The organism is uncultured Roseobacter sp., from assembly GCF_947499265.1.
Taxonomy (GTDB): Bacteria; Pseudomonadota; Alphaproteobacteria; order Rhodobacterales; family Rhodobacteraceae; genus Roseobacter.
Window position 1 is genome coordinate 175,059 of the sequence record NZ_CANMNK010000007.1, and the last position, 21,509, is coordinate 196,567.

The following is a 21,509-nucleotide window of genomic DNA, read 5'->3' on the forward strand; positions in this document are numbered from 1 at the left end:
TCACATTTTCGCAACTTGTAACTTGGCGCAACGTCCCGTTAGCTTACATGGTTAACGACAAGAACGCCGAACCGCGCGGCGCCAGACCGGAGGATATGCCAGATGAAAGCCCCACAGGCGAACACGATCATGCCAAACCCTGTTCTTTTTGCGCTCAAGCTGAGTCTGTGTTTGGTGGTGTTGTTGCTGGCATTGATCTGGTCGAATGGCGCGCGGGCCGAAGAAAAGACAATTGTCAGTCACGGTTATTCCTTCTACGGAAACCTGTCCTACCCGGAAGACTATACCCACTTCAACTACGTGAACCCCGATGCGCCCAAAGGGGGGGAAATCTCATTCTCCGCACTGGGCACGTTTGATTCGATGAACCCTTTTACCCGCAAGGGCCGCGGTGGGGCGCTCAGCACCATCATGTATGAAAGCCTGTTGGGGGAGGGCACCGGTGGCACGACCGCGCCCGCCGATGTTTTCGCGGAATACTACGGGCTGGTGGCAGAACGTCTGGAATATGATGAAGGCAAGAATTGGGTTATCTTCTATCTGAGACCCGAGGCGCGGTTTTCAGACGGCACACCGCTTACGGCCCATGATGCGGCGTTCAGCCAGCAGCTTATTCTAGAGCAAGGGCTGAAATCCTACGCGGATGCGGTAAGCAAGCGCATCACCGACATCGAGGTGATTGACGACCACACCATCAAATACTCCTTCACCCCCGGCATTTCGCGCCGGAGCCTGATCGAGGTTGTCGGCGGCATGACGATTTTCTCAAAGGCCTGGTATGAGAAGACCGGCGCGCGGCTTGATGAAAGCCGATTGGATATTTCCCCTGGCTCCGGGCCCTATATGGTCGATACCATCGATGTAAACCGTCGGATCATCTACAAAAGAAACCCCGACTACTGGGGCAAAGATCTGCCCTTTAACGTCGGTCGGAACAATTTCGATACGATCCGTGTCGAGTATTTCGGTGATGAAAACGCCGCGTTCGAGGCCTTCAAGGCGGGAGAATATACCTTCCGAACCGAAGGGAATTCGCGTCAGTGGGCGACGGCCTACAATTTCCCCAAGGTGAACAACGCGCAGATCGTGAAGAAGGAATTGCCCGATGGCTCGCCACCCACACCGACGGGCTTTGTCTTTAATCTGGGGCGGGAGGTATTTCAGGATCGTCGGGTGCGGGAGGCCATAGCGCTTGGGTTCAATTTCGAATGGACCAACGAGTCGCTGCAATTTGGCCTGTTCAAGCCGCGCGCGTCCTTCAATCAGGACACGGATCTGATGGCTGTGGGTGCGCCGGAGGGCGCGGAGCTTGAATTCCTGCAGTCTCTGGGCGATCTGGTACCTGAGGAAATGCTGACCGCCGATGCGCGTGTGCCGCACACATCCAACGGCGATCGGCTGCTGGATCGTCGCAATCTGCGCCGCGCGATGAAACTGCTGGACGAGGCTGGTTGGTCCGTGGATGCCAACGGCCAGCGCCGCAACGTCGATGGGCAACCTTTGAAGATCACCTTCCTGCTGAATTCTGCAGGCTCATCCACGCTCCGCGCTGTGGTCGAAAACTTCCTGTCCAACGTGCAGGCCATGGGCATCGAAACCGTTCTGGAAGCGGTGGATGCGTCGCAATACACCAGCCGCGAGCGGGATCGCGACTATGATCTGGTCTATGATCAATACATCCCTTTCCTCAGCACAGGCGGCGGCCTGCAACAGTTCTTCGGATCCGAAGCTGCGGCATTTTCGGTTTTCAACCCGGCCGGATTGGCCAGCCCGCTGGTGGATGAAATCATCGAGGCCTCCCAGCGCATGGAAACCAAGGAAGACACTGATGTGACCCTGATGGCGCTGGACCGGGCGCTGCGGTATGAGTTTTTTATGATCCCCACATGGTACAATGACAGCTTCTGGGTGGCTTATTACGACCAGTATGAGCACCCCGAAGAAATCCCACCCTTCGCGTTGGGTCAGCTGGACTTCTGGTGGTACAATCAGGACAAGGCGGACGCCTTGCGCGCTGCCGGTGCACTGAGGTAGCAGCCAACCATGGGCGCCTATATTGTCAGAAGGCTTTTGCTGATCATCCCGACGCTATTGGGGATCATGCTCATCAACTTTGCGCTGGTGCAATTTGTCCCAGGTGGCCCGGTGGAGCAGGCCATCGCGCGCGCTCAGGGCGAAGGCGATGTTTTTGGCGGTTTCGCCGGTGCGGGCAATGATGCAGGCAATTCCGATCTGCCCAGCAATGACAGCCAATATGTCGGCGCCCGGGGCCTGCCGCCCGAATTCATCGCCGAGCTGGAGCGGGAATTCGGTTTTGACAAACCACCCGTCGAGCGATTTCTGAACATGATCTGGAACTATATGCGGTTTGATTTCGGGGAGAGCTATTTCCGCTCGATTTCGGTCATCGAGCTGATCAAGGAAAAACTTCCCGTCTCCATCACGCTGGGGCTTTGGTCCACGCTGATCGCCTATCTGGTGTCGATCCCGCTAGGCATCCGCAAGGCGGTTAAGGACGGTACCAGTTTTGATACATGGACGTCGGGTGCCATCATCGCCGCCTATGCGATCCCCGGGTTTCTCTTTGCGATCCTGCTGCTGGTGCTTTTTGCGGGCGGGTCCTATTGGCAGATCTTTCCACTGCGCGGTCTGACATCCGACAATTTCGACCAGCTGAGCCCGCTGGGAAAGGTGGCGGATTACTTCTGGCACATCACGCTGCCGGTGCTGGCCTCGACTATCTCGGCCTTTGCCACGCTGACGTTGCTGACGAAAAACAGCTTTCTTGACGAGATCAAGAAACACTACGTGATTACGGCGCGCGCCAAGGGATTGTCGGAAAGCCGCGTCCTTTACGGGCACGTCTTCCGCAACGCGATGCTGATTGTGATTGCCGGTTTTCCGGCGGTGTTCATCGGCGTTTTCTTTGGTGGATCGCTGATCATCGAGACGATTTTCAGCCTGGATGGGCTCGGGCGTCTGGGCTTTGAGGCTGCTGTCGCGCGCGACTATCCCATCGTCTTTGGCACGCTCTTCATTTTTGGCCTGATCGGGCTGCTGGTCGGGATCATTTCGGACCTGATGTATGTGCTGGTCGATCCGCGCATCGACTTTGAACGGAGGGAAGGCTGATGGCGCTCTCCCCGCTCAATCAACGCCGCTGGCGCAATTTCAAACGCAACCGGCGGGCGTTCTGGTCGCTGTGGATTTTCGCGGTCCTCTTCGGGCTGTCGCTGATCGCTGAATTCATCGCCTATGACAAACCCATTCTGGTGCAATATCGCGGCAGCTACTACACGCCGATCTGGAACTTTTACCCCGAGACTGAGTTCGGCGGCGATTTCCAGACCGAAGCCGTCTACCGCGATCCGGAGGTCAAATGCCTGATCGAAACCGGCGGCCTTGATTTGTGCTTTGATGACCCGGATGCCTACTACGAGGACGCGCAGGATGGCATCATCGACGGCGAGGAAATCGAAAAAGGCTGGGCGCTCTGGCCATTGATCCCCTATTCTTACGACACCGCGGTAGATCGTCCGGGCGCGGCACCGCTGCCGCCCAATGGAGAAAACCTGCTGGGGACCGATGGCACCAAACGCGATGTGCTCGCCCGGGTGATCCACGGTTTTCGGCTGTCGATCTTCTTCACGCTGCTGGTGACTGGCGCGTCCAGCCTCATCGGGATCATCGCGGGGGCCGTGCAGGGCTTCTTCGGCGGCAAGACCGACCTGATTTTCCAACGGATCATCGAGATCTGGGCCTCCACGCCCTCGCTTTACGTGATCATCATCATGTTTGCGATTCTCGGCCGAAGTTTCTGGTTGCTGGTCTTCTTGCTGGTGCTCTTCAGTTGGACTTCGCTGGTGGGGGTCGTGCGCGCCGAGTTCCTGCGCGCTCGAAATCTTGAATATGTTCGCGCTGCCCGCGCTTTGGGCGTCAGCAACATCACCATCATGTTCCGCCACATGCTGCCCAATGCGATGGTCGCGATGCTGACCATGCTGCCCTTCATCATCACCGGCACGATCTCGACACTGGCAATCCTGGATTTCCTAGGCTTCGGCCTGCCGTCCTCTGCGCCGTCATTGGGAGAGCTGACCCTGCAGGCCAAGCAAAATCTGCAGGCCCCCTGGCTCGCCTTCACGGCCTTCTTCACCTTTGCGATCATGTTGTCGCTGCTGGTCTTCATCTTTGAAGGCATTCGCGATGCCTTTGATCCCCGAAAGACGTTTTCATGACAGCATTACTAGAGGTCAAAGACCTGCGGGTCAGCTTTCGGCAGGACGGTGCCGTGACTGAGGCCGTCAAGGGCGTCAGCTTTGCCGTGGAGCGTGGCGAAACGGTGGCTCTGGTCGGCGAATCCGGTTCGGGAAAGTCGGTCTCGGCGCTCTCCACCGTGTCCTTGCTGGGGGAAAGCGCGGAGATTTCCGGCTCCGTCACCTATGACGGGCAGCAGATGATCGGCGCGGATGAAGCGCAGCTGCGCAAGGTGCGCGGCAATGACATCAGCTTCATCTTTCAGGAGCCGATGACCTCGCTCAACCCACTGCATACGATTGAAAAACAGCTTGCCGAAAGCCTCGCCTTGCATCAGGGATTGGCCGGGGCCGCAGCGCGCGCGCGTATTCTGGAATTGCTGGAGCAAGTGGGCATTCAGGACGCGGAAAGCCGGATTGCAAGCTACCCGCACCAGCTTTCCGGCGGGCAGCGCCAGCGTGTCATGATCGCCATGGCGCTGGCCAATGAGCCCGATGTGCTGATCGCCGATGAACCGACGACCGCGCTCGATGTGACCATTCAGGCGCAGATCCTGGACCTTTTGAAGGAGCTCAAGGATCGGCTTGGCATGGGCCTTTTGTTCATCACCCATGATCTCGGGATTGTGCGGCGCATCGCCGACCGGGTCTGCGTCATGCAGCACGGCGAGATTGTGGAAACCGGACCGACCCGCGACATTTTCGACAATCCACAGCACCCCTACACCAATAAGCTGCTGAGCGCGGAGCCCTCCGGCGCACCGGTGCCGGTGCCCGATAGTGCCGAAGTTGTGGCGCAAACCGACAATCTGAAAATCTGGTTTCCCATTCAGGCCGGGTTGCTGCGCCGTACCGTGGGCCATGTGAAGGCCGTCAACGACGCGAGCCTGACCGTGCGGGCGGGTGAAACCATCGGGATCGTGGGTGAAAGCGGCTCTGGCAAGACCACGCTGGCCCTGGCGATCATGCGGCTGATTGCGTCAGAAGGGCAGATCGTCTTCATGGGGCAGGACGTGCGCAAGTGGTCGACACGTCAGTTGCGCGGGCTGCGCAAAGACATGCAGATCGTGTTTCAGGACCCGTTTGGCAGTCTGAGCCCCCGGATGACCTGCGCGCAGATCATCTCTGAGGGCTTGGGCATTCATAAGGTAGATGCCGACCGCGACCCGCGTGACCTCGTGCGCGAGGTGATGGTGGAGGTGGGCCTCGATCCGGCCACGATGGACCGTTACCCGCACGAATTCTCGGGCGGGCAGCGTCAGCGGATCGCCATTGCCCGCGCGATGGTGCTGCGGCCACGCCTTTTGGTGCTGGATGAGCCGACATCGGCGCTGGACATGACGGTTCAGGTGCAGATCGTGGATCTTTTGCGAAACCTGCAGGAAAAATACGGGCTGGCCTATATCTTCATCAGTCACGATCTTAATGTCGTGCGTGCCATGTCTCATCAGGTGATGGTGATGAAACGCGGTGACGTGGTCGAAGTGGGCGATGTGGACACGATTTTTGACGCGCCGTCCCATGATTATACCCGCACGCTGCTGCAGGCGACGGGCTGACTACGTGGTTTCAGATCGCCGTGGCGTGCCCGGCACCTGAGAGCGCATAGGCGTCAAAGTGGCGGGCAATGATACGCGCGAGCGCTTGCGCTTCTTGTCTTATGCGCAGCCCCTCTTCGGTGAGCTGCACCATTTCACCAAACCGCTCCGATGCATTCTGGAGCAGTTGTCTGATTTGGCCGCTGGTCTGCGGGAAACGGGCGATAACATCATCGTAGCTGACGTAGAAATCGCACATGATCGCTTCGATGATACGGGCGCGCAGCTGGTCCTCTGCTGAAAACACATGCCCTCTGGAGACCGCAAATCGGCCCGCGTCGATGGACCTGGCATAGTCCGAGGTCGCCGCAGCGTTTTGTGAATAGCCCTGCGGGAACCGCGAAATCGCTGAGGCGCCCAGGCCAATCAAAACATCTGCCGGATCATCGGTATAACCCTGAAAATTTCTCCGTAAATGGCCGGTTCTTGCCGCTATCGCCAGGCTGTCATGCGGTGCTGCGAAGTGATCGATGCCAATTTGCTGGTAGCCGTCCCATTCAAACAACTGTTTGGCGGTTTCAAAGAGTTTCAGACGTTTCTCTGGCGTCGGCAGCGATTCGGTTGGGATCATCGACTGCCGCCGCGCCATCCAGGGCACATGCGCGTATCCGTATAAGGCAATGCGGTCGGGGTTGAGCGTCAGCAATTTCTGAACCGAGGTGGCAATGCGCGCAGTGTCCTGATGCGGCAGGCCGAAGAGGATGTCGGCATTCAGTGATGTGATCTGCGCAGATCGCAACAATTGTGCGGCATCCCGTGTCACCTCGAACCCCTGAAGGCGCCCGATTGTGGTTTGTACCTCGGGGTCGAAATCCTGCACCCCGATGGAGGCACGGGTCATGCCTGCACGTGCCAGCGCCGCCACCCGGGCCGAATCAATCTCCTTTGGATCGACCTCGACGGAAAACTCGGCATCCTCTGCAAGTGGTGCAACGGCGGCAATCGCGGCAGCCAGTTCGTCAATCATATCGGGGGAAAGCAAAGTCGGGGTACCGCCGCCCCAATGCATACGACTTAGTGTCACACCATGCGGCAGGTTCTGCCCCAGCAGGGCGATCTCGGTGCGCAGCCTTTTAAGGTAGCCCGCAACCGGTGACAGGCTTTGCGTGCCTTGCGTCCGGCAGGCGCAAAACCAGCATAAGTGCCTGCAAAACGGGATGTGCAGGTACAGCGATATCTGGCTTCCAGGAGCGATAGACCGTACCCATGCCCGCATCTGATCGCTGCCAACATCAGCGTTGAACTGAGGTGCTGTCGGGTAACTTGTGTAACGCGGTACCTTCGCGTCAAAAAGCCCCAGCTTGGCTAACTTGGACGTCATGTGCATAGTGGTACAATGGCCAGCGCAGTGTCAGCATTCTTTGACACAGATCAAAATGGGAAACCGACGTGCAACAACTAGTGTCTCCAACCATCAAAAGCTGTTCCGAATGCCCGATCCGTCACCGGGCCGTCTGCGCCAAATGTGACCGGGATGAGTTGGAACTGTTGGAAGACATCAAATATTACCGCAGCTTTTCAGCCGGTCAGACCGTGATGTGGGCGGGCGACCATATGGATTTCGTGGCCTCTGTGGTCTCCGGCGTTGCAACGCTGACCCAAACCATGGAGGACGGCCGGACGCAGATGGTGGGCCTGCTGCTGCCTTCTGATTTCGTCGGTCGCCCGGGGCGCGCTTCTGCGGCCTATACGGTATCGGCGACAACCGACCTGATGATGTGCTGCTTTCGGCGCAAACCCTTTGAGCAGATGATCAACACCACGCCGCATATTGCGCATCGGTTGCTCGAAATGACCCTGGATGAGTTGGATGCCGCCCGCGAATGGATGCTTGTCTTGGGCCGCAAGACAGCGCGCGAGAAAATCGCGAGTTTGCTGTCGATCATTGCACGGCGGGATGCCGTTCTGGATGGCAGTGCACCGGGCAAAGCGCTTGAAATCGAGTTGCCGCTCACACGCGAAGCGATGGCCGACTATCTTGGCCTGACACTGGAAACAGTCAGCCGCCAGGTCTCTGCATTGAAGCGCGACAAGGTCATTACGCTGAGCGGTAAACGCAGCATCACGGTCCCGGACATGGATCGGTTGCTGCTTGAGGCCGGCGATGACAGCGATGGCGGTATTTTGAGCTGATGGGAAGCCGCGTTGTCCGAAGATCTCGGGCGACCGCGCAAGCCTGATCAGTGCGCCATGAACACAGGCGTTTGCGCGTGTTCCAGCATTTCACGGGTGGCACCGCCGAGCACCGCCTCGCGGAACCGGGAATGACCGTAGGCGCCCATCACCAGCATCTGCGCACCGGTCTCCGTCGCATGGCGTCGCAGGCGCTCGCTGACCTTGGCCCCGCTGCGGGTCATCACCTGAATGTCGCAGCTGATCCCATGCCGCGCCAGCATCACCGCCAGCGCACCGCCGGGGTCGGACCGGTCCGGCGCGTGTTCTGGTGGATCGATGATCGCAATATGCACCTCCTTTGCCGATTGCATCAGCGGTACGGCGGCCCGGACGGCGCGCAGGGCCTCGGCACTTTCATTCCAGCCGATGACAATCCTCTCGGGCCGGCCAACGGGATCCACGTCCGGCGTCACCACGGTTGGACAACCCGCATCGAACATCATGGTCTCAAGGATGACGTTTTCTTCGGCCCGGCTGTTGCTGCGGTAGGGCAGGGAGGCCACACATAGATCCGCAAAGCGCGCAGCCTTCGACAGCGGCATGCTCATGTCGGTGAAGGTGGCGACCGAATTCGTCGCATTCCAGCGGATGTTGCTTTTACCGAGCCATTCTATCACTTGCTCTCTTGTGCTTTCGGCCTGAGCATGTGCTTCTTCTATAGCGGCCTGCATAATCACCGCATTTGCGCCGACCTCGTAATAATTGCTGCGTGACCGGTCGATCCCAAGGCACATGACTTCCAGATGGGCGTCCTGCGCCTCCGTCAGTCTGGCCGCCTGCACCAATGCCGCTTTGCTGGTATCAAAGGACGAAAGGGCAGTGAAAATGGTTTTGAAAGACATGGTCCGGATCCTTTCCAACGGTATTTGGACCGGACTATAGCGGTGGGTTTTTGTGGAGCCTTGATCGGTGTCAGGCAAAAACCCCACAATACTTGATGCAGATCAAGGTCGTTCGGACCATTCCGCGCGACATGAGACCAGTTACGAACTTCCCTGCGCCCGGCGCGGGGCAAAGCGGAAGGGAACCCGGACCAATGAATACCGGAACACTCAATTACGTGAAGCTGGTGGTGCTCGCGCTCGCCACGCTGTTTGCGATGATCGCAGCCAGCTACGCGCGCGATCTGGCCTATCAGCTTCACATGGTCATTTTCATGATCGTGGCGGCGGGGTTGTTTCTCACAACACTGCGCGCGACGGATGAACCCGTCACACCAACGCCCAGCCATGAATATTTTGACAGTGTGGTGCGCGCAGGCGTCATCGCAACCGCCTTTTGGGGGGTTGTCGGATTTCTGGTGGGCGTGGTCATCGCCTTTCAGCTGGCGTTTCCGGCGCTGAATTTCGCGTGGGCTGAGGGCTACGCCAACTTTGGCAGATTGCGACCGCTGCACACCTCTGCGGTGATTTTTGCGTTTGGCGGCAACGCTTTGATCGCCACGTCATTCTATGTGGTGCAGCGGACCTCCGCCGCGCGGCTCTGGGGCGGCAATCTGGGCTGGTTCGTCTTCTGGGGCTATCAGCTCTTCATCGTGCTCGCGGCCACTGGTTACCTGCTGGGTGGCACCCAGTCCAAGGAATACGCGGAACCCGAATGGTACGTCGATATCTGGCTGACCATCGTCTGGGTCGCCTATCTGGCGGTCTTCCTCGGGACAATCGTGAAGCGGAAAGAGCCGCATATCTACGTCGCGAACTGGTTCTACCTGGCCTTCATCGTGACCGTCGCGATGCTGCACATCGTCAATAACATCTCCATCCCCGTCTCGATCTGGGGCAGCAAATCGGTGCAGGTCTTTTCGGGCGTGCAGGATGCGATGGTGCAATGGTGGTACGGCCACAATGCGGTGGGCTTCTTCCTGACCGCGGGCTTCCTGGGCATGATGTATTACTTCGTGCCAAAACAGGCCGAACGCCCCGTCTTCTCCTACAAGCTCTCGATCATCCACTTCTGGGCGCTGATTTTCCTGTACATCTGGGCGGGCCCGCACCACTTGCACTACACCGCGCTACCGGATTGGGCGGCAACCTTGGGCATGGTCTTCTCGATCATCCTGTGGATGCCCAGCTGGGGCGGCATGATCAATGGTCTGATGACGTTGCAGGGCGCCTGGGACAAGCTGCGCACCGACCCCGTTTTGCGGATGATGGTGACCTCGCTGGCCTTCTACGGCATGTCGACCTTCGAGGGGCCGATGATGTCGATCCGCTCGGTCAACTCGCTGTCGCATTACACCGACTGGACCATTGGGCACGTGCACTCCGGTGCGCTCGGTTGGAACGGGCTGATCACCTTTGGCGCGCTCTACTACCTGGTGCCGGTGCTTTGGAAACGCGAACGGCTCTACAGCCTTGGCCTCGTCAGCTGGCACTTCTGGCTCGCGACCATCGGCATCGTGCTCTACGCGGCCTCGATGTGGGTGACCGGCATCATGGAAGGCCTGATGTGGCGCGAAGTCGACGCCAATGGCTTCTTGGTGAACTCCTTCGCTGACACCGTGAGCGCGAAGTTCCCGATGTATGTGGTGCGTGGTCTGGGTGGGGTCCTCTTCCTCTCCGGTGCGCTCATCATGTGCTATAACTTGTGGATGACTGTCCGTGCTGCGCCTGCCAAGGCCGGCCTCGGCACAGCTGTCCCTGCTGAATAAGGAGGGAACAGATGTCGATCCTCTCAAAACACAAGTTCATCGAAACCAACGCAAGCCTGCTCTTGGTGCTCAGCTTTCTGGTGGTCACCATCGGCGGTCTGGTACAGATCGTGCCGCTCTTCTACCTCGAAAACACCATCGAGAAGGTTGAGGGCATGCGGCCCTATTCCCCGCTCGAACTCACCGGGCGCGACATCTACGTGCGCGAAGGCTGCTATGTCTGCCACAGCCAGATGATCCGTCCGATGCGCGACGAGGTGGAGCGCTATGGCCACTACTCTCTGGCGGCGGAATCCATGTACGACCACCCGCACCAATGGGGCTCCAAACGGACCGGGCCGGATCTGGCGCGGGTCGGTGGACGGTATTCGGACGACTGGCACATCGACCACCTGCGCGACCCGCAATCGGTGGTGCCGGAATCCATTATGCCAAAGTATGGCTTTCTGGAGCGGACATTTTTGGAACCCGATCATATCGCCGATCTGTTGAAAACCCACGCGTTTGTCGGGGTGCCCTACACCGATGAGATGATCGAAGCCGCCGCCGCTGATTTCCGCGCACAGGCGGATCCCGACAGCGATTATGACGACATGCTGGAACGCTATCCGGGCGCGCAGGTGCGCAACTTTGACGGGCAGCCGGGCATTTCCGAAGCGGACGCCCTGATCGCCTATCTGCAGATGCTGGGCACTTTGGTCGATTTCTCGACCTTCACCCCAGACGCAAACCGCTAAGGAGGATCAGATGGAAACCTATACCTTCTTACGCGAATTCGCGGATAGCTGGATGCTGCTCTTGTTGTTCTGCATCTTCGTGGGCGTTGCGTTCTGGGTCTTTCGACCCGGCAGCCGCAAGGTCCACCAGGACACTGCCAACATCCCGTTCCGCCATGAAGACAGACCCGCCCCAGATCAGGAGGCATCGAAATGAGCAAAGTACCCCCAAAACAAGAGGGCGATCCGAACACCACCGGCCATACCTGGGACGGCATCGAGGAATTCGACAACCCCATGCCGCGCTGGTGGCTCTGGACCTTCTACGTGACCATCATCTGGGGCATTGGCTATACCATCGCCTATCCGGCCTGGCCGCTGGTGTCTTCTGCGACCGCAGGTTTACTTGGGTACTCCACACGCGGTGAGGTCGCCGCGGAGATTGCAGCCGTGGAAGAAGCGAATGCAGGGATCAACGCGCAGCTGGCCTCGGCGGAGCTGACCGAGATTTCGGCCAACCCGGAACTGAACGGCTATGCCGTTTCCGCCGGGGCTGCGGTCTTCCGGACATGGTGCGCGCAGTGTCACGGCTCGGGTGCAGCGGGTTTTGTCGGCTATCCGAACCTTCTGGATGATGATTGGCTCTGGGGCGGTGATATCGAATCGATCCACACCACCATCGCCCACGGCATCCGCAACGAGGAAGACGACGATGCGCGCTATTCCGAAATGCCTGCCTTTGGTGAAATCCTGGAACCCGAAGAAATCTCCCAGGTCGTAAACTACGTTCTGGAGCTTTCGGGCGGACAGGCGGATGCGGCGCTGGCGGGTCCGGGGGCAGAGGTTTTTGCGGATAACTGCTCCGCCTGTCACGGCGAAAACGGCATGGGCGACCGGGAACAGGGCGCGCCCAACCTCACCGATGCCATCTGGCTCTATGGCGGTGATGCCCAGGCGCTGACCGAGACTGTGACCTATAGCCGCTATGGCGTCATGCCACCTTGGACCCAGCGGCTGAGTGAGGCTGAGATCAGGGCGGTGGCACTCTACGTGCACCAGTTGGGCGGGGGCGAGTAACCCCGCCGGCTTCACCCTCTTTTGTGGTAGGGTGCTGTCAGATCGACGTTATCGCGACAGCACCACGCCCAACCCGCAAGGACAGTTGTGACAGATCAAGCACCAACGCCCAGCCTATACGCCGCCCGCGAGCCTATTTTCCCGCGGCGTGTTTCTGGCAAGTTTCGCAACCTCAAATGGGTGATCCTCGCGGTCACTCTTGGCATCTATTACCTTGTGCCATGGATCCGCTGGGATAGGGGGCCGAGCCTGCCGGATCAGGCGGTGCTGCTCGATCTTGCCAATCGCCGTTTTTACTTCTTCTGGATCGAAATCTGGAGCCATGAGTTCTATTTCGTGGCCGGTCTGCTAATCATGGCCGGGCTGGGGCTCTTTCTCTTTACCTCCGCGCTGGGTCGCGTCTGGTGCGGTTACGCCTGCCCACAGACCGTCTGGACCGACCTGTTCATCCTGGTGGAACGCTGGATCGAAGGCGACCGTAACGCGCGCTTGCGCCTGCACCGGCAGGCCAAGATGGATGCGCGCAAACTGCGCCTGCGGGTGACGAAATGGGTGGTATGGCTGTTGATCGCGGTGGCGACGGGCGGTGCCTGGGTTTTCTATTTTGCCGATGCGCCGACGCTGTTTGTGGACATCTTCACCGGGCAGGCTCATGCGGTGGCCTATATCACGGTGGCTGTTCTGACCGCGACAACCTTTGTTTTCGGCGGGTTCATGCGGGAGCAGATCTGCATCTACGCCTGTCCCTGGCCCCGCATTCAGGCGGCCATGATGGACGAAGACACCATGACCGTCGCCTATCGCGACTGGCGGGGGGAGCCGCGCAAACACAGCCAGGAGGCCAAGACGCAACCGATGGGCGACTGCATTGATTGCATGGCCTGCGTGAACGTCTGCCCGATGGGCATCGATATCCGCGACGGGCAGCAGCTTGAATGCATCACCTGCGCGCTTTGCATCGACGCCTGCGATGATGTGATGGAGCGGATCGGCAAACCGCGTGGCTTGATCGACTACATCGCCCTCTCTGATGAAAAGCTGGAGCGGGAAGGCAATGCCCCCCGCAATCCCTGGTTGCATGCGTTCCGGCCACGGACCATCCTCTATTCAGCGCTCTGGGCCGGGGTCGGCGTTGCGCTGGTCGTGGCGCTCTTCATGCGCGCCGAGATCGAGATGACCGTGGCGGCCGTACGCAATCCGACATTTGTGACGCTCTCGGATGGGTCGATCCGCAATACCTATGACGTCCGCCTGCGCAACAAAAACGGCGAGGAACGCCTGTTCCGGCTCTTTGCCAAGGGCGATCCGACCCTGCGGGTTCAGTTGGAGGGCACCCCATATGGGTCCGTCCCGGTGCCTGCGGATACCTCCTTTTTGCAACGGGTCTATGTGATCGCACCGCCCGGATCCGCGCCAGCGGAAGCAGAAAGAACCGATCTGCGGTTCTGGGTCGAAGATCTGACCAACGGCGACCGTGCCTACAAAGACAGCAGCTTCAGTGGAAAAGGAGAAGCGCAATGACCACCACAACCCGCAATCTGACCGGGCGCCATGTTGCCATGATCTTTGTATCCGCGTTCACGGTAATCATCAGCGTCAATCTCTTTCTGGCGTATAGCGCGATCAGCACATTCCCCGGGCTGGAGGTGCGTAACTCCTACGTTGCCAGTCAGAAATTCGACGTGGACCGCGCCGCACAGACTGCGTTGGGCTGGTCCGTTCTGGCCGAGGCGCGCGGGGGTGAGGTGCATCTGTCGATCACCGATGCCGAACGTCAACCGGTGGAAGTCGCGGCGCTTGAGGCGACGCTGGGCCGGGCAACCCATGTGCGTGATGATCAGACGCCTGTCTTTGTCTTTGATGGCACCCGCTATGTCGCACCGGCAGCATTGGCACCGGGCAACTGGAACCTGAGGATGGTTGCGCTCGCGGACGATGGCACTGAATTTCGTCAGCGTGTGATCCTGCACGTGCCAAAAGGGTCGCCGTGACCGCGGCCACGACAAATACACCGGTCGCCTGTCCCGGCTGCCTAGCGACCCCGGTTGAGGGGGCGCCCGTTGCATTGCCGGACGCACGGGTGGTCCTGTCCTTGCCGACAATCCATTGTCAGGCCTGCATCGCGAAGGTGGAAAAGGCGCTGAACGCCCATCCCGGGATCAAAAATGCACGGGTAAACCTGACCCTGAAGCGGGCTTTGGTGGAGGCGGAGCCTGGGGTAAACGCGCCTGAACTGGTCACCTTGCTGGAGGGCGAAGGGTTCGAGGCGCATGAGCTTGATCCCGGAGCGCTCAACGAAACAGCCACCCGCATGGCAAGCCGGGACATTCTGATGCGCCTGGCCGTCGCCGGGTTTGCCTCGATGAATGTGATGTTATTGTCGGTTGCCGTGTGGTCCGGTGCGACCGATTCCACCCGTGACCTGTTCCACTGGATTTCGGCGGCCATTGCCATTCCAGCCATCGCCTTTTCGGCGCAACCGTTTTTTCGCAATGCCTGGGCGGCGCTGCGGGCAGGGCGGTTGAATATGGATGTGCCCATCACGCTGGCCATCCTGCTGGCCCTGGTCACATCGCTCTGGGAGACGTGGTTGTCCGGGCATCATGCCTATTTTGATGCGGCCTTGACGCTGACATTTTTCCTGCTGGCGGGCCGGTGGCTGGATGCGCGCGCGCGCTCCGCCGCCCGTTCCGCCGCTGAGGAACTGACGGCGCTGGAAGTGCCTCGCGCGTGGCGCATCGAGGCGGAAGGTCCGAGCGAAGTCTCTGTCGCGGAATTGCGGGTTGATGACCTTGTTCTGGTGCGTCCCGGAGGCCGCGCGCCGGTGGACGGTGTGGTGACCGAAGGCCATTCGGAGGTTGATCGGGCCATGCTTACGGGGGAAACCCTGCCCGAAGTGCGCGGCGTTGGGGATGTGATCAGCGCGGGTGAGGTCAACCTGACCGGGCCGCTGACATTGCGTGCCACAGCCGTGGGTCAGGATACGTCCCTGCAACGCATGGCAGAACTGGTTGCTGTCGCTGAAAGCGGGCGGTCGCGGTACACCTCGCTGGCGGATCGCGCGGCCAAGCTTTATGCGCCAGGTGTGCACATCCTCTCTGCGCTCGCATTCCTGGGTTGGCTCATCTGGTCCGGCGACATGCGGATTTCGCTGAATATCGCGGCGGCGGTTTTGATCATTACCTGCCCTTGCGCGCTTGGGCTTGCGGTGCCCGCGGTGACGACCGCTGCCTCGGGCAGGCTCTTTGGTAAGGGGTTGCTGATCAAGAATGCAACCGCGCTCGAACGCCTGGCTGAGGTGGATACGGTGGTTTTTGACAAGACCGGCACCCTGACCACAGGCAAACCCCGCCTGTCCAATTGGGCTGACCTGAACGCGCGGCAACAAGAGGTTGCCTATGCTTTGGCGCAAGGCTCTTCCCACCCGCTTTCCCGGGCGATTGTCGCGGTGGCGCAATCAGCCGGATTGCCGGTGCAGCCCCTGAAGGGCCTGGTCGAGAAGCCCGGTTTCGGGACCGAAGCAGAGGCAAACGGGCAGATCCAGCGTCTGGGCCGCCCGGATTGGGTGGGCGTCGCCGTGGAGCAGGATGGCATATGTGCAGCCCTTGACGTCGGGGATGGCGCGCCGGTGTTTTTGACCTTCGAAGACGATGCGCGCATGGGGGCGACGGATGCCATTTCCGGCCTCAAAGACGCGGGCATTCGGGTGGTTTTGCTGTCGGGAGACCGGGTTACCGCCGTGCGTGAATTTGCAGCGGAGCTGCAGGTTTCCGAATGGCACGCCGCTATGTTGCCCCATCAGAAAGCGCAATTTGTCAAAGCTCTCCGTGAGGAGGGGCATCATGTTCTGATGGTCGGCGATGGGCTGAATGATACCGCCGCACTGGCGACAGCACATGTTTCCATCAGTCCGGCGCAGGCCCTGGATGCGGCGCGCGCCGCTTCGGATATGGTGCTGCTGGGGCAGGATCTATCGCCGGTGGCGGAGGCCGTTTTGGTTGCGCGTCAGGCCACAAAGCGGATCAAGGAAAACTTCCGCATTGCAACACTCTACAATGTCATTGCGGTGCCGCTGGCGGTGGCAGGCATGGCAACGCCACTGATCGCCGCGCTGGCAATGTCGACGTCCTCGATCACCGTATCGCTGAACGCCTTGCGGGTCAGGGGGCGAGGATGAACGTACTGGCCTATCTGATCCCGATTTCTCTGATCCTTGGCGGGCTTGGTCTTGTCGGGTTTCTCTACACGCTCAAGTCGCGCCAATACGACGACCCGGATGGCGACAGTCGCCGTATTCTCAGCGATACCTGGGACGACGCGCCGAAGCCCTGATCCAACGATCTCAGGGCTTCTGTGGTCTAGGACGGCCCAACCATCATGCAGCTGATATTTCGTGCAGCCAGGCGGCGGCAGGCGAGATCCGCGCTGTCGCGGGTCATCCCCAGGAAGTTGGCATCAAATCCCGTCGGCTTTTTGACAACTTTCCGCAATGTGCCGTCCAGCGTTGCCATTTCCGCAAGGGCAGTGGTGACAAGCGCGCGTTCCGCGTTGTACCGGCTGTTATACTGGCCAACGTTCACACCCCACTGGTGCCCCCCGGACGTGGAAAGCCGTGTGACAACCTCATTTTCCTGCACCGGCTCACCTTGAGGCGCGGTCGCGACGTCCGTCGGGCGCATGATGGGGCGCAACGTCAGGGCCGTCAGGCCGTTGTTTGGTGCGCCGGGCTCTTGTGTCACGACCGCGGGCTCCACCGGTGTCCGCTGCGCTTCGATCAAAGCGCTGGTGATGTCAGCTGACAACACGCCGCTGGTGCTGGCCTGCGCTGCCACGGTCGGCTCCGCCGGTTTCACGGATTGTGCCACAACGGTGGCCAGAACGTCTTCGACATCCGCCACGGGCCGCAGGCGCGGACGCAGGCTCTGGCGTGTAATGCCGCTGACACGGACCGTTTTGCCCGCACCACCTGGTGTGTAGGCTGGTTTCCGAGGCTTCTGCAGTGCCACGCGCGTTGGCGCGCGTTTGAAGCCCATGTCGAGCAATTCCGCCACCCGTGCGTTGCGCGCGCTGGTCGAAGTGCCGCCGAAAACCGTTGCAATGATGCGTTCCCGGCCGCGCTCAGCAGAGGCTACAAGATTAAACCCGGCTGCACGTGTGTAGCCGGTTTTGATCCCGTCAGCGCCGCGATAAGCCGACAGCAAACGCCGGTTGGTATTGGCGACTTCACGAACGCCCGCATTTGTCGAACGGCGCGAGAAAAGGTTATAATATTCAGGGTAATCATAAAGTACGTGCCGTCCGAGGATCGACATATCCCGGGCCGTCGACAGGTGACCGGATTCCGTCAGACCATGTGCATTTTTGAAGGTTGTGCGCGTCATCCCCAACGCTTTAGCGGTGCGGGTCATACGACGGGCAAAGGCGGCCTCGGACCCTTCAAGCGCTTCGCCGATGGCAGTTGCGGCATCATTGGCAGATTTCACGGCGGCGGCGCGGATCAGATAGCGAAAGGCAATACGCTGACCTGATTTCAATCCCAGTTTGGAGGGCGGCTCGGACGCGGCGTGGCGGGAAACCTTCACCTTGGTATCGAGCGAAATCTCGCCGCGCTCCACCGCCTGAAACGCGATGTAGAGCGTCATCATTTTTGTCAGCGATGCAGGGTGCAATCGTGTATCGGCGTTGCGTGAATGCAGAACTTTGCCCGATCGGGCATCCATCACATATGCTGCATAGGGAGCAGCGGCTGCGCTGAGCGGTACAACCACCAGTAACCACAGTGCTGCGAGAACAAATAGCCCGTAACGGGCCGGCATTGCGCGCCGAACCTTCATGATAACCTGCCTTTTTTCTGCCTCATGCCGCCGAATTGTTTCGACTGGCTATTTTATGTGGAGAGGCTAACACAGCTTTGGATTTCTATAAAGTCTTTGTTTTAAGGTATTTGCGTTAACTTTTGATGAAGTGTAATCCACATCTTGGGGCGCGCTGTGGCGCGTCACCCAATTGAGCTATTGTGGCAGGAATGTGGCAGGGCGTTCGCAGAAACGCGAAAGGACTCAGTCGCCGTCGATTTCGGCGATCAGTCTGGCCAAACCGCTCAGATCGTCCAGGGCGTGATATCTTTTACCCGGTTCGGGCGCGGGCGCCTTTTCCAGTTCCCACTCATCGCCGTGCGGTACGAAGACCCCCCAGCCACCGGCATCAATCATCGGCAGCACATCCGAGCGCATGGAATTGCCGATCATCAACCCATTCTCCGCGCCGTTGCCGTGGCGGGCAAAAATGTCCCGATAAGTTTGTGGCGTCTTGTCGGACACGATTTCAACGGCGTGAAACAAATCCCCCAAGCCAGATTGCGCCAGTTTGCGTTCCTGATCCAAAAGGTCGCCCTTGGTGATGAGAACGATGGCATGGGTCTCGCGGGCCGCCACGACAGCATCGCGCGCATGCGGTAAGAGTTCGACAGGGTGGCGCAGCATCTCACGACCGGCCTCCATGATTTCCGCAATCACAGGCGCCGCGACCTTGCCGTCGGTCACGTCAATCGCGGTTTCGATCATGGAAAGGGTAAAACCCTTCACGCCAAACCCGTAGTGGCCGAGGTTCCGTTTTTCAGCCGCCAGCAGTCGGTCCATCAGGGTTTCAGGGGCGGTGTATTCCGCCAGCAGGTCCGCAAAATGCGCCTGCGTCATCTGAAACACGCGTTCGTTGTGCCAAAGGGTGTCGTCGGCATCGAAACCGATTACGCTGAGCTGCCGTGCCATTCTGCCCTCCCCCTTTTCTAAATGTTCAGACAGGTTATATAGAGCCCTCAACGACTCACCACGACCGAAAAGCAGATCAGGAGCAGAAATGCACCGCGACGCATTCATGATGGCAGACCGCACGGAAGACGAGGGCGATACCTCCATTCTGACAGCGACAAAGCCCAAGACCAAGCGCCCGCCGCTTTACAAGGTCTTGCTGCTCAATGACGACTTCACGCCCATGGAGTTTGTCGTGCACGTGCTGGAACGGTTTTTTGGCCTCAACCACGCACAGGCGTTTGAAATCATGCTGACCGTGCATAAAAAGGGCGTGGCCGTCGTGGGCGTGTTCAGTCACGAGATCGCGGAGACCAAGGTGGCGCAGGTGATGGATTTTGCCCGCCGTCATCAGCATCCGCTGCAATGCACCATGGAAAAAGAAGACTAAGCGCGTGATCGACGCCCGATTGTCGCTCGCCCTCGATGGGGGTGGTTTATCGTGGCCACCCGATGGGCGGATTGCGATTTTTCAACCGACACCAGCCGCTGCTTTGATGGGTGTTCCCAAGGATCGCGCGCAAATTCTGCAAGGTTTCCGCCCGGACTATGATGCCTGGGTCACCCGCGGATATGACTGCGCGGTCGCACCCGAGGGCCGATATGCAGCCGCACTTATCGCCTTGCCTCGTTCGAAGGCTGAAGCCCGCGCAATGATCGCAGAAGCGATGCAATGCGTGGACGGCCCCGTTGTGGTGGATGGTCAGAAAACCGACGGTGTGGACAGCATCCTGCGCGACATGCGCAAACGCTGCGCTGTTGAGGGGCCGATTTCCAAGGCGCATGGCAAGCTCTTTTGGGTGAACGCGGCCGACCCGCAGACTTTTGCGGATTGGGCGGCGGGTCCTGCGCTGACCGATGGTGGGTTCTGGACGGCACCCGGCGTCTTTTCTGCCGATGCGGTTGATCCTGCCTCTGCGCTTTTGATTGAAGCACTGCCCGAAAAACCGGGGAAACGTATCGCTGATCTGGGCGCGGGCTGGGGGTATCTGTCCGCGCATCTGCTCGCCCGCGCGGGTGTAGAAGAGGTCCATCTGGTTGAAGCGGGATATATGGCGCTTGAATGCGCGCGCCATAACGTGACCGACCCGCGCGCGCAATTCCATTGGGCGGATGCCACATCCTGGCGACCGGATGACAAGCTGGATGCCGTTGTCATGAACCCGCCTTTCCACACATCGCGCGCCGCAGATCCCGGCTTGGGGCAGGCGTTTATGCAATCTGCAGCACGGGTATTGCATGCGCAGGGTCAGTTGTGGATGGTCGCCAACCGCCACCTGCCGTATGAGGCGACGTTACAAACGCTGTTTGCGAAGGTGACCGAGATCGGTGCGGATCGGCGCTTTAAACTGTTCCACGCCAGCCGACCGCTTCGCAAACGTGGCTGAGGTGTCTAGGGTGGCAGGGCGCAAAAGGGGAACTGCATGTCTTTTTCGATAAACGGCAAAACCGCGATTGTGACTGGTGCAGCCAATGGCATTGGTCTGGCCATCGCGCGTCAATTCGCGGATCGGGGCGCCAATGTGATGTGCGCCGATATGGATGAAAAGAAGCTGGCCAACGAATGGGGCGATCAGGGCGAGGATGGCAATTTGCGCTATTTCGCGGGGGACCTGCGACAGCGGCTGACAATTGCCAATCTGGTGTCCGCCACCATTGATGCCTTCGAGCGCGTCGACATCCTTGTGAACGCCTCGCGGCAGGTCATGTCGACCGATGCGCTGAATGTCGAGGACACCTCGGTTGCCGTGCTCTTGGAGCAGAACCTGATGACCTCGCTGCATCTGACGCAACAGGTCGCCAAACGGATGATCAAGCAAGGCGCCGAGCAGCCCGAAGGACAATTGGGCACCATCATCAACCTCAGCTCGATTGCGTCGCGCAGCACCCATCCGGAACTGATGGGGTATTCGATTGCCTCGGCGGCTCTGGAACAAATGACCCGGTCGATGGCCCTGGCGCTGGCTCCGGAACGCATCCGGGTTAATGCGGTGGCTTTTGGCTCGGTGATGAGCGCCTCCCTGAAATCCTCCGTGGTGGAAAACAGCGACTGGCGCGAAGACATCCGCAACCACACACCTTTGGGCCGCATCGCGGGGCCCGCGGAACTTACCGAAGCGGTGCAGTTTCTGGCCGCCGAAAGCTCAGGCTTCATGACCGGCGAAATCATCACCGTGGATGGCGGGCGCAGCCTGTTGGATGCCGTGGCGGCCCCTGCGCATTGAGATTTC

At 59.6% G+C, this 21,509-nt stretch carries 20 protein-coding genes; 16 read left to right on the top strand and 4 right to left on the bottom strand.

What is annotated here, in order from left to right:
* The first annotated feature begins 102 nt into the window (after window positions 1-102).
* The 4 genes from Q1A63_RS19305 to Q1A63_RS19320 are packed head-to-tail and all read left to right on the top strand — an operon-like array spanning window position 103 to window position 5,815.
* Window positions 103-2,034: an extracellular solute-binding protein gene (locus Q1A63_RS19305; protein WP_299632383.1), complete on the top strand. Its 1,932-nt coding sequence runs from the start codon at window positions 103-105 to the stop codon at window positions 2,032-2,034.
* A 9-nt stretch (window positions 2,035-2,043) separates the two neighbouring features.
* Window positions 2,044-3,132, top strand: a complete 1,089-nt coding sequence (locus Q1A63_RS19310) for a microcin C ABC transporter permease YejB (protein ID WP_298974666.1) — start codon at window positions 2,044-2,046, stop codon at window positions 3,130-3,132.
* Window positions 3,132-4,238: an ABC transporter permease gene (locus tag Q1A63_RS19315; protein WP_298974668.1), complete on the top strand. Its 1,107-nt coding sequence runs from the start codon at window positions 3,132-3,134 to the stop codon at window positions 4,236-4,238. Before Q1A63_RS19310 ends, Q1A63_RS19315 begins: the two co-directional genes overlap by 1 nt.
* Window positions 4,235-5,815, top strand: a complete 1,581-nt coding sequence (locus Q1A63_RS19320) for an ABC transporter ATP-binding protein (RefSeq protein WP_298974669.1) — start codon at window positions 4,235-4,237, stop codon at window positions 5,813-5,815. The genes Q1A63_RS19315 and Q1A63_RS19320 overlap by 4 nt, the downstream gene beginning before the upstream one ends.
* A gap of 10 nt (window positions 5,816-5,825) precedes the next feature.
* Here the strand turns inward: Q1A63_RS19320 and hemN are convergent, their stop codons facing one another.
* Window positions 5,826-7,181 carry an oxygen-independent coproporphyrinogen III oxidase gene (hemN, locus tag Q1A63_RS19325; RefSeq protein WP_298974670.1) on the bottom strand — a complete coding sequence of 452 codons (1,356 nt, stop codon included), beginning with the start codon at window positions 7,179-7,181 and terminating at the stop codon, window positions 5,826-5,828.
* 62 nt (window positions 7,182-7,243) lie between these two features.
* On the opposite strand from hemN, the gene fnrL reads away from it, so the two are divergent.
* A complete protein-coding gene (gene fnrL / locus Q1A63_RS19330; RefSeq protein ID WP_298974671.1) occupies window positions 7,244-7,987 on the top strand; it encodes a transcriptional regulator FnrL in 744 nt (247 codons plus the stop codon).
* Window positions 7,988-8,034: 47 nt separating this feature from the next.
* Here the strand turns inward: fnrL and Q1A63_RS19335 are convergent, their stop codons facing one another.
* A complete protein-coding gene (locus tag Q1A63_RS19335; protein ID WP_298974673.1) occupies window positions 8,035-8,871 on the bottom strand; it encodes a universal stress protein in 837 nt (278 codons plus the stop codon).
* A gap of 194 nt (window positions 8,872-9,065) precedes the next feature.
* Between Q1A63_RS19335 and ccoN the strand changes: the two genes are divergently transcribed.
* The 8 genes from ccoN (at window position 9,066) to ccoS (ending at window position 16,804) form a co-directional block, all read left to right on the top strand.
* Window positions 9,066-10,679 carry a cytochrome-c oxidase, cbb3-type subunit I gene (ccoN, locus tag Q1A63_RS19340; RefSeq protein ID WP_298974675.1) on the top strand — a complete coding sequence of 538 codons (1,614 nt, stop codon included), beginning with the start codon at window positions 9,066-9,068 and terminating at the stop codon, window positions 10,677-10,679.
* A gap of 11 nt (window positions 10,680-10,690) precedes the next feature.
* Window positions 10,691-11,416 carry a cytochrome-c oxidase, cbb3-type subunit II gene (gene ccoO, locus Q1A63_RS19345; RefSeq protein WP_298974677.1) on the top strand — a complete coding sequence of 242 codons (726 nt, stop codon included), beginning with the start codon at window positions 10,691-10,693 and terminating at the stop codon, window positions 11,414-11,416.
* A 10-nt stretch (window positions 11,417-11,426) separates the two neighbouring features.
* Entirely contained in the window at window positions 11,427-11,612 is a 186-nt protein-coding gene (locus tag Q1A63_RS19350) for a cbb3-type cytochrome c oxidase subunit 3 (protein ID WP_298974679.1), read from the top strand.
* Window positions 11,609-12,472: a cytochrome-c oxidase, cbb3-type subunit III gene (gene ccoP / locus Q1A63_RS19355; RefSeq protein WP_298974682.1), complete on the top strand. Its 864-nt coding sequence runs from the start codon at window positions 11,609-11,611 to the stop codon at window positions 12,470-12,472. The genes Q1A63_RS19350 and ccoP overlap by 4 nt, the downstream gene beginning before the upstream one ends.
* Before the next feature lie 87 nt (window positions 12,473-12,559).
* A complete protein-coding gene (ccoG, locus tag Q1A63_RS19360) occupies window positions 12,560-13,993 on the top strand; it encodes a cytochrome c oxidase accessory protein CcoG (protein ID WP_299502234.1) in 1,434 nt (477 codons plus the stop codon).
* Complete coding sequence (locus Q1A63_RS19365; protein ID WP_298974685.1) at window positions 13,990-14,463, top strand: FixH family protein; 474 nt, start codon at window positions 13,990-13,992, stop codon at window positions 14,461-14,463. Before ccoG ends, Q1A63_RS19365 begins: the two co-directional genes overlap by 4 nt.
* The gene (locus tag Q1A63_RS19370; RefSeq protein WP_298974687.1) at window positions 14,460-16,649 is read left to right on the top strand and encodes a heavy metal translocating P-type ATPase; all 2,190 of its coding nucleotides are present in this window, start codon (window positions 14,460-14,462) and stop codon (window positions 16,647-16,649) included. Before Q1A63_RS19365 ends, Q1A63_RS19370 begins: the two co-directional genes overlap by 4 nt.
* Window positions 16,646-16,804: a cbb3-type cytochrome oxidase assembly protein CcoS gene (ccoS, locus tag Q1A63_RS19375; RefSeq protein ID WP_298974689.1), complete on the top strand. Its 159-nt coding sequence runs from the start codon at window positions 16,646-16,648 to the stop codon at window positions 16,802-16,804. Before Q1A63_RS19370 ends, ccoS begins: the two co-directional genes overlap by 4 nt.
* A 26-nt stretch (window positions 16,805-16,830) precedes the next feature.
* Here ccoS and Q1A63_RS19380 read toward each other — a convergent pair whose 3' ends face one another.
* Together Q1A63_RS19380 and Q1A63_RS19385 are read right to left on the bottom strand one after the other, a co-directional pair.
* Window positions 16,831-18,306: a D-alanyl-D-alanine carboxypeptidase family protein gene (locus tag Q1A63_RS19380; protein ID WP_298974691.1), complete on the bottom strand. Its 1,476-nt coding sequence runs from the start codon at window positions 18,304-18,306 to the stop codon at window positions 16,831-16,833.
* 225 nt (window positions 18,307-18,531) lie between these two features.
* Window positions 18,532-19,239: an HAD family hydrolase gene (locus tag Q1A63_RS19385; RefSeq protein ID WP_298974693.1), complete on the bottom strand. Its 708-nt coding sequence runs from the start codon at window positions 19,237-19,239 to the stop codon at window positions 18,532-18,534.
* Window positions 19,240-19,327: 88 nt separating this feature from the next.
* Here Q1A63_RS19385 and clpS point away from each other — a divergent pair, with 88 nt between their 5' ends.
* The 3 genes from clpS to Q1A63_RS19400 are packed head-to-tail and all read left to right on the top strand — an operon-like array spanning window position 19,328 to window position 21,503.
* The gene (clpS, locus tag Q1A63_RS19390) at window positions 19,328-19,669 is read left to right on the top strand and encodes an ATP-dependent Clp protease adapter ClpS (protein ID WP_298974695.1); all 342 of its coding nucleotides are present in this window, start codon (window positions 19,328-19,330) and stop codon (window positions 19,667-19,669) included.
* 4 nt (window positions 19,670-19,673) lie between these two features.
* Complete coding sequence (locus Q1A63_RS19395) at window positions 19,674-20,666, top strand: class I SAM-dependent methyltransferase (protein WP_298974697.1); 993 nt, start codon at window positions 19,674-19,676, stop codon at window positions 20,664-20,666.
* A gap of 36 nt (window positions 20,667-20,702) precedes the next feature.
* Entirely contained in the window at window positions 20,703-21,503 is an 801-nt protein-coding gene (locus tag Q1A63_RS19400) for an SDR family oxidoreductase (RefSeq protein WP_298974699.1), read from the top strand.
* Window positions 21,504-21,509 lie beyond the last annotated feature (6 nt).

Excerpts from the sequence above, each read along its gene's own strand:
- Q1A63_RS19305 (WP_299632383.1), top strand. The coding sequence starts at position 103 with ATGAAAGCCCCACAGGCGAACACGATCATGCCAAACCCTGTTCTTTTT.
- Q1A63_RS19310 (WP_298974666.1), top strand. The coding sequence starts at position 2,044 with ATGGGCGCCTATATTGTCAGAAGGCTTTTGCTGATCATCCCGACGCTA.
- Q1A63_RS19315 (WP_298974668.1), top strand. The coding sequence starts at position 3,132 with ATGGCGCTCTCCCCGCTCAATCAACGCCGCTGGCGCAATTTCAAACGC.
- Q1A63_RS19320 (WP_298974669.1), top strand. The coding sequence starts at position 4,235 with ATGACAGCATTACTAGAGGTCAAAGACCTGCGGGTCAGCTTTCGGCAG.
- hemN (WP_298974670.1), bottom strand. The coding sequence starts at position 7,181 with ATGCACATGACGTCCAAGTTAGCCAAGCTGGGGCTTTTTGACGCGAAG.
- Q1A63_RS19335 (WP_298974673.1), bottom strand. The coding sequence starts at position 8,871 with ATGTCTTTCAAAACCATTTTCACTGCCCTTTCGTCCTTTGATACCAGC.
- ccoN (WP_298974675.1), top strand. The coding sequence starts at position 9,066 with ATGAATACCGGAACACTCAATTACGTGAAGCTGGTGGTGCTCGCGCTC.
- ccoO (WP_298974677.1), top strand. The coding sequence starts at position 10,691 with ATGTCGATCCTCTCAAAACACAAGTTCATCGAAACCAACGCAAGCCTG.
- Q1A63_RS19350 (WP_298974679.1), top strand. The coding sequence starts at position 11,427 with ATGGAAACCTATACCTTCTTACGCGAATTCGCGGATAGCTGGATGCTG.
- ccoP (WP_298974682.1), top strand. The coding sequence starts at position 11,609 with ATGAGCAAAGTACCCCCAAAACAAGAGGGCGATCCGAACACCACCGGC.
- Q1A63_RS19365 (WP_298974685.1), top strand. The coding sequence starts at position 13,990 with ATGACCACCACAACCCGCAATCTGACCGGGCGCCATGTTGCCATGATC.
- ccoS (WP_298974689.1), top strand. The coding sequence starts at position 16,646 with ATGAACGTACTGGCCTATCTGATCCCGATTTCTCTGATCCTTGGCGGG.
- Q1A63_RS19380 (WP_298974691.1), bottom strand. The coding sequence starts at position 18,306 with ATGAAGGTTCGGCGCGCAATGCCGGCCCGTTACGGGCTATTTGTTCTC.
- Q1A63_RS19385 (WP_298974693.1), bottom strand. The coding sequence starts at position 19,239 with ATGGCACGGCAGCTCAGCGTAATCGGTTTCGATGCCGACGACACCCTT.
- clpS (WP_298974695.1), top strand. The coding sequence starts at position 19,328 with ATGCACCGCGACGCATTCATGATGGCAGACCGCACGGAAGACGAGGGC.
- Q1A63_RS19400 (WP_298974699.1), top strand. The coding sequence starts at position 20,703 with ATGTCTTTTTCGATAAACGGCAAAACCGCGATTGTGACTGGTGCAGCC.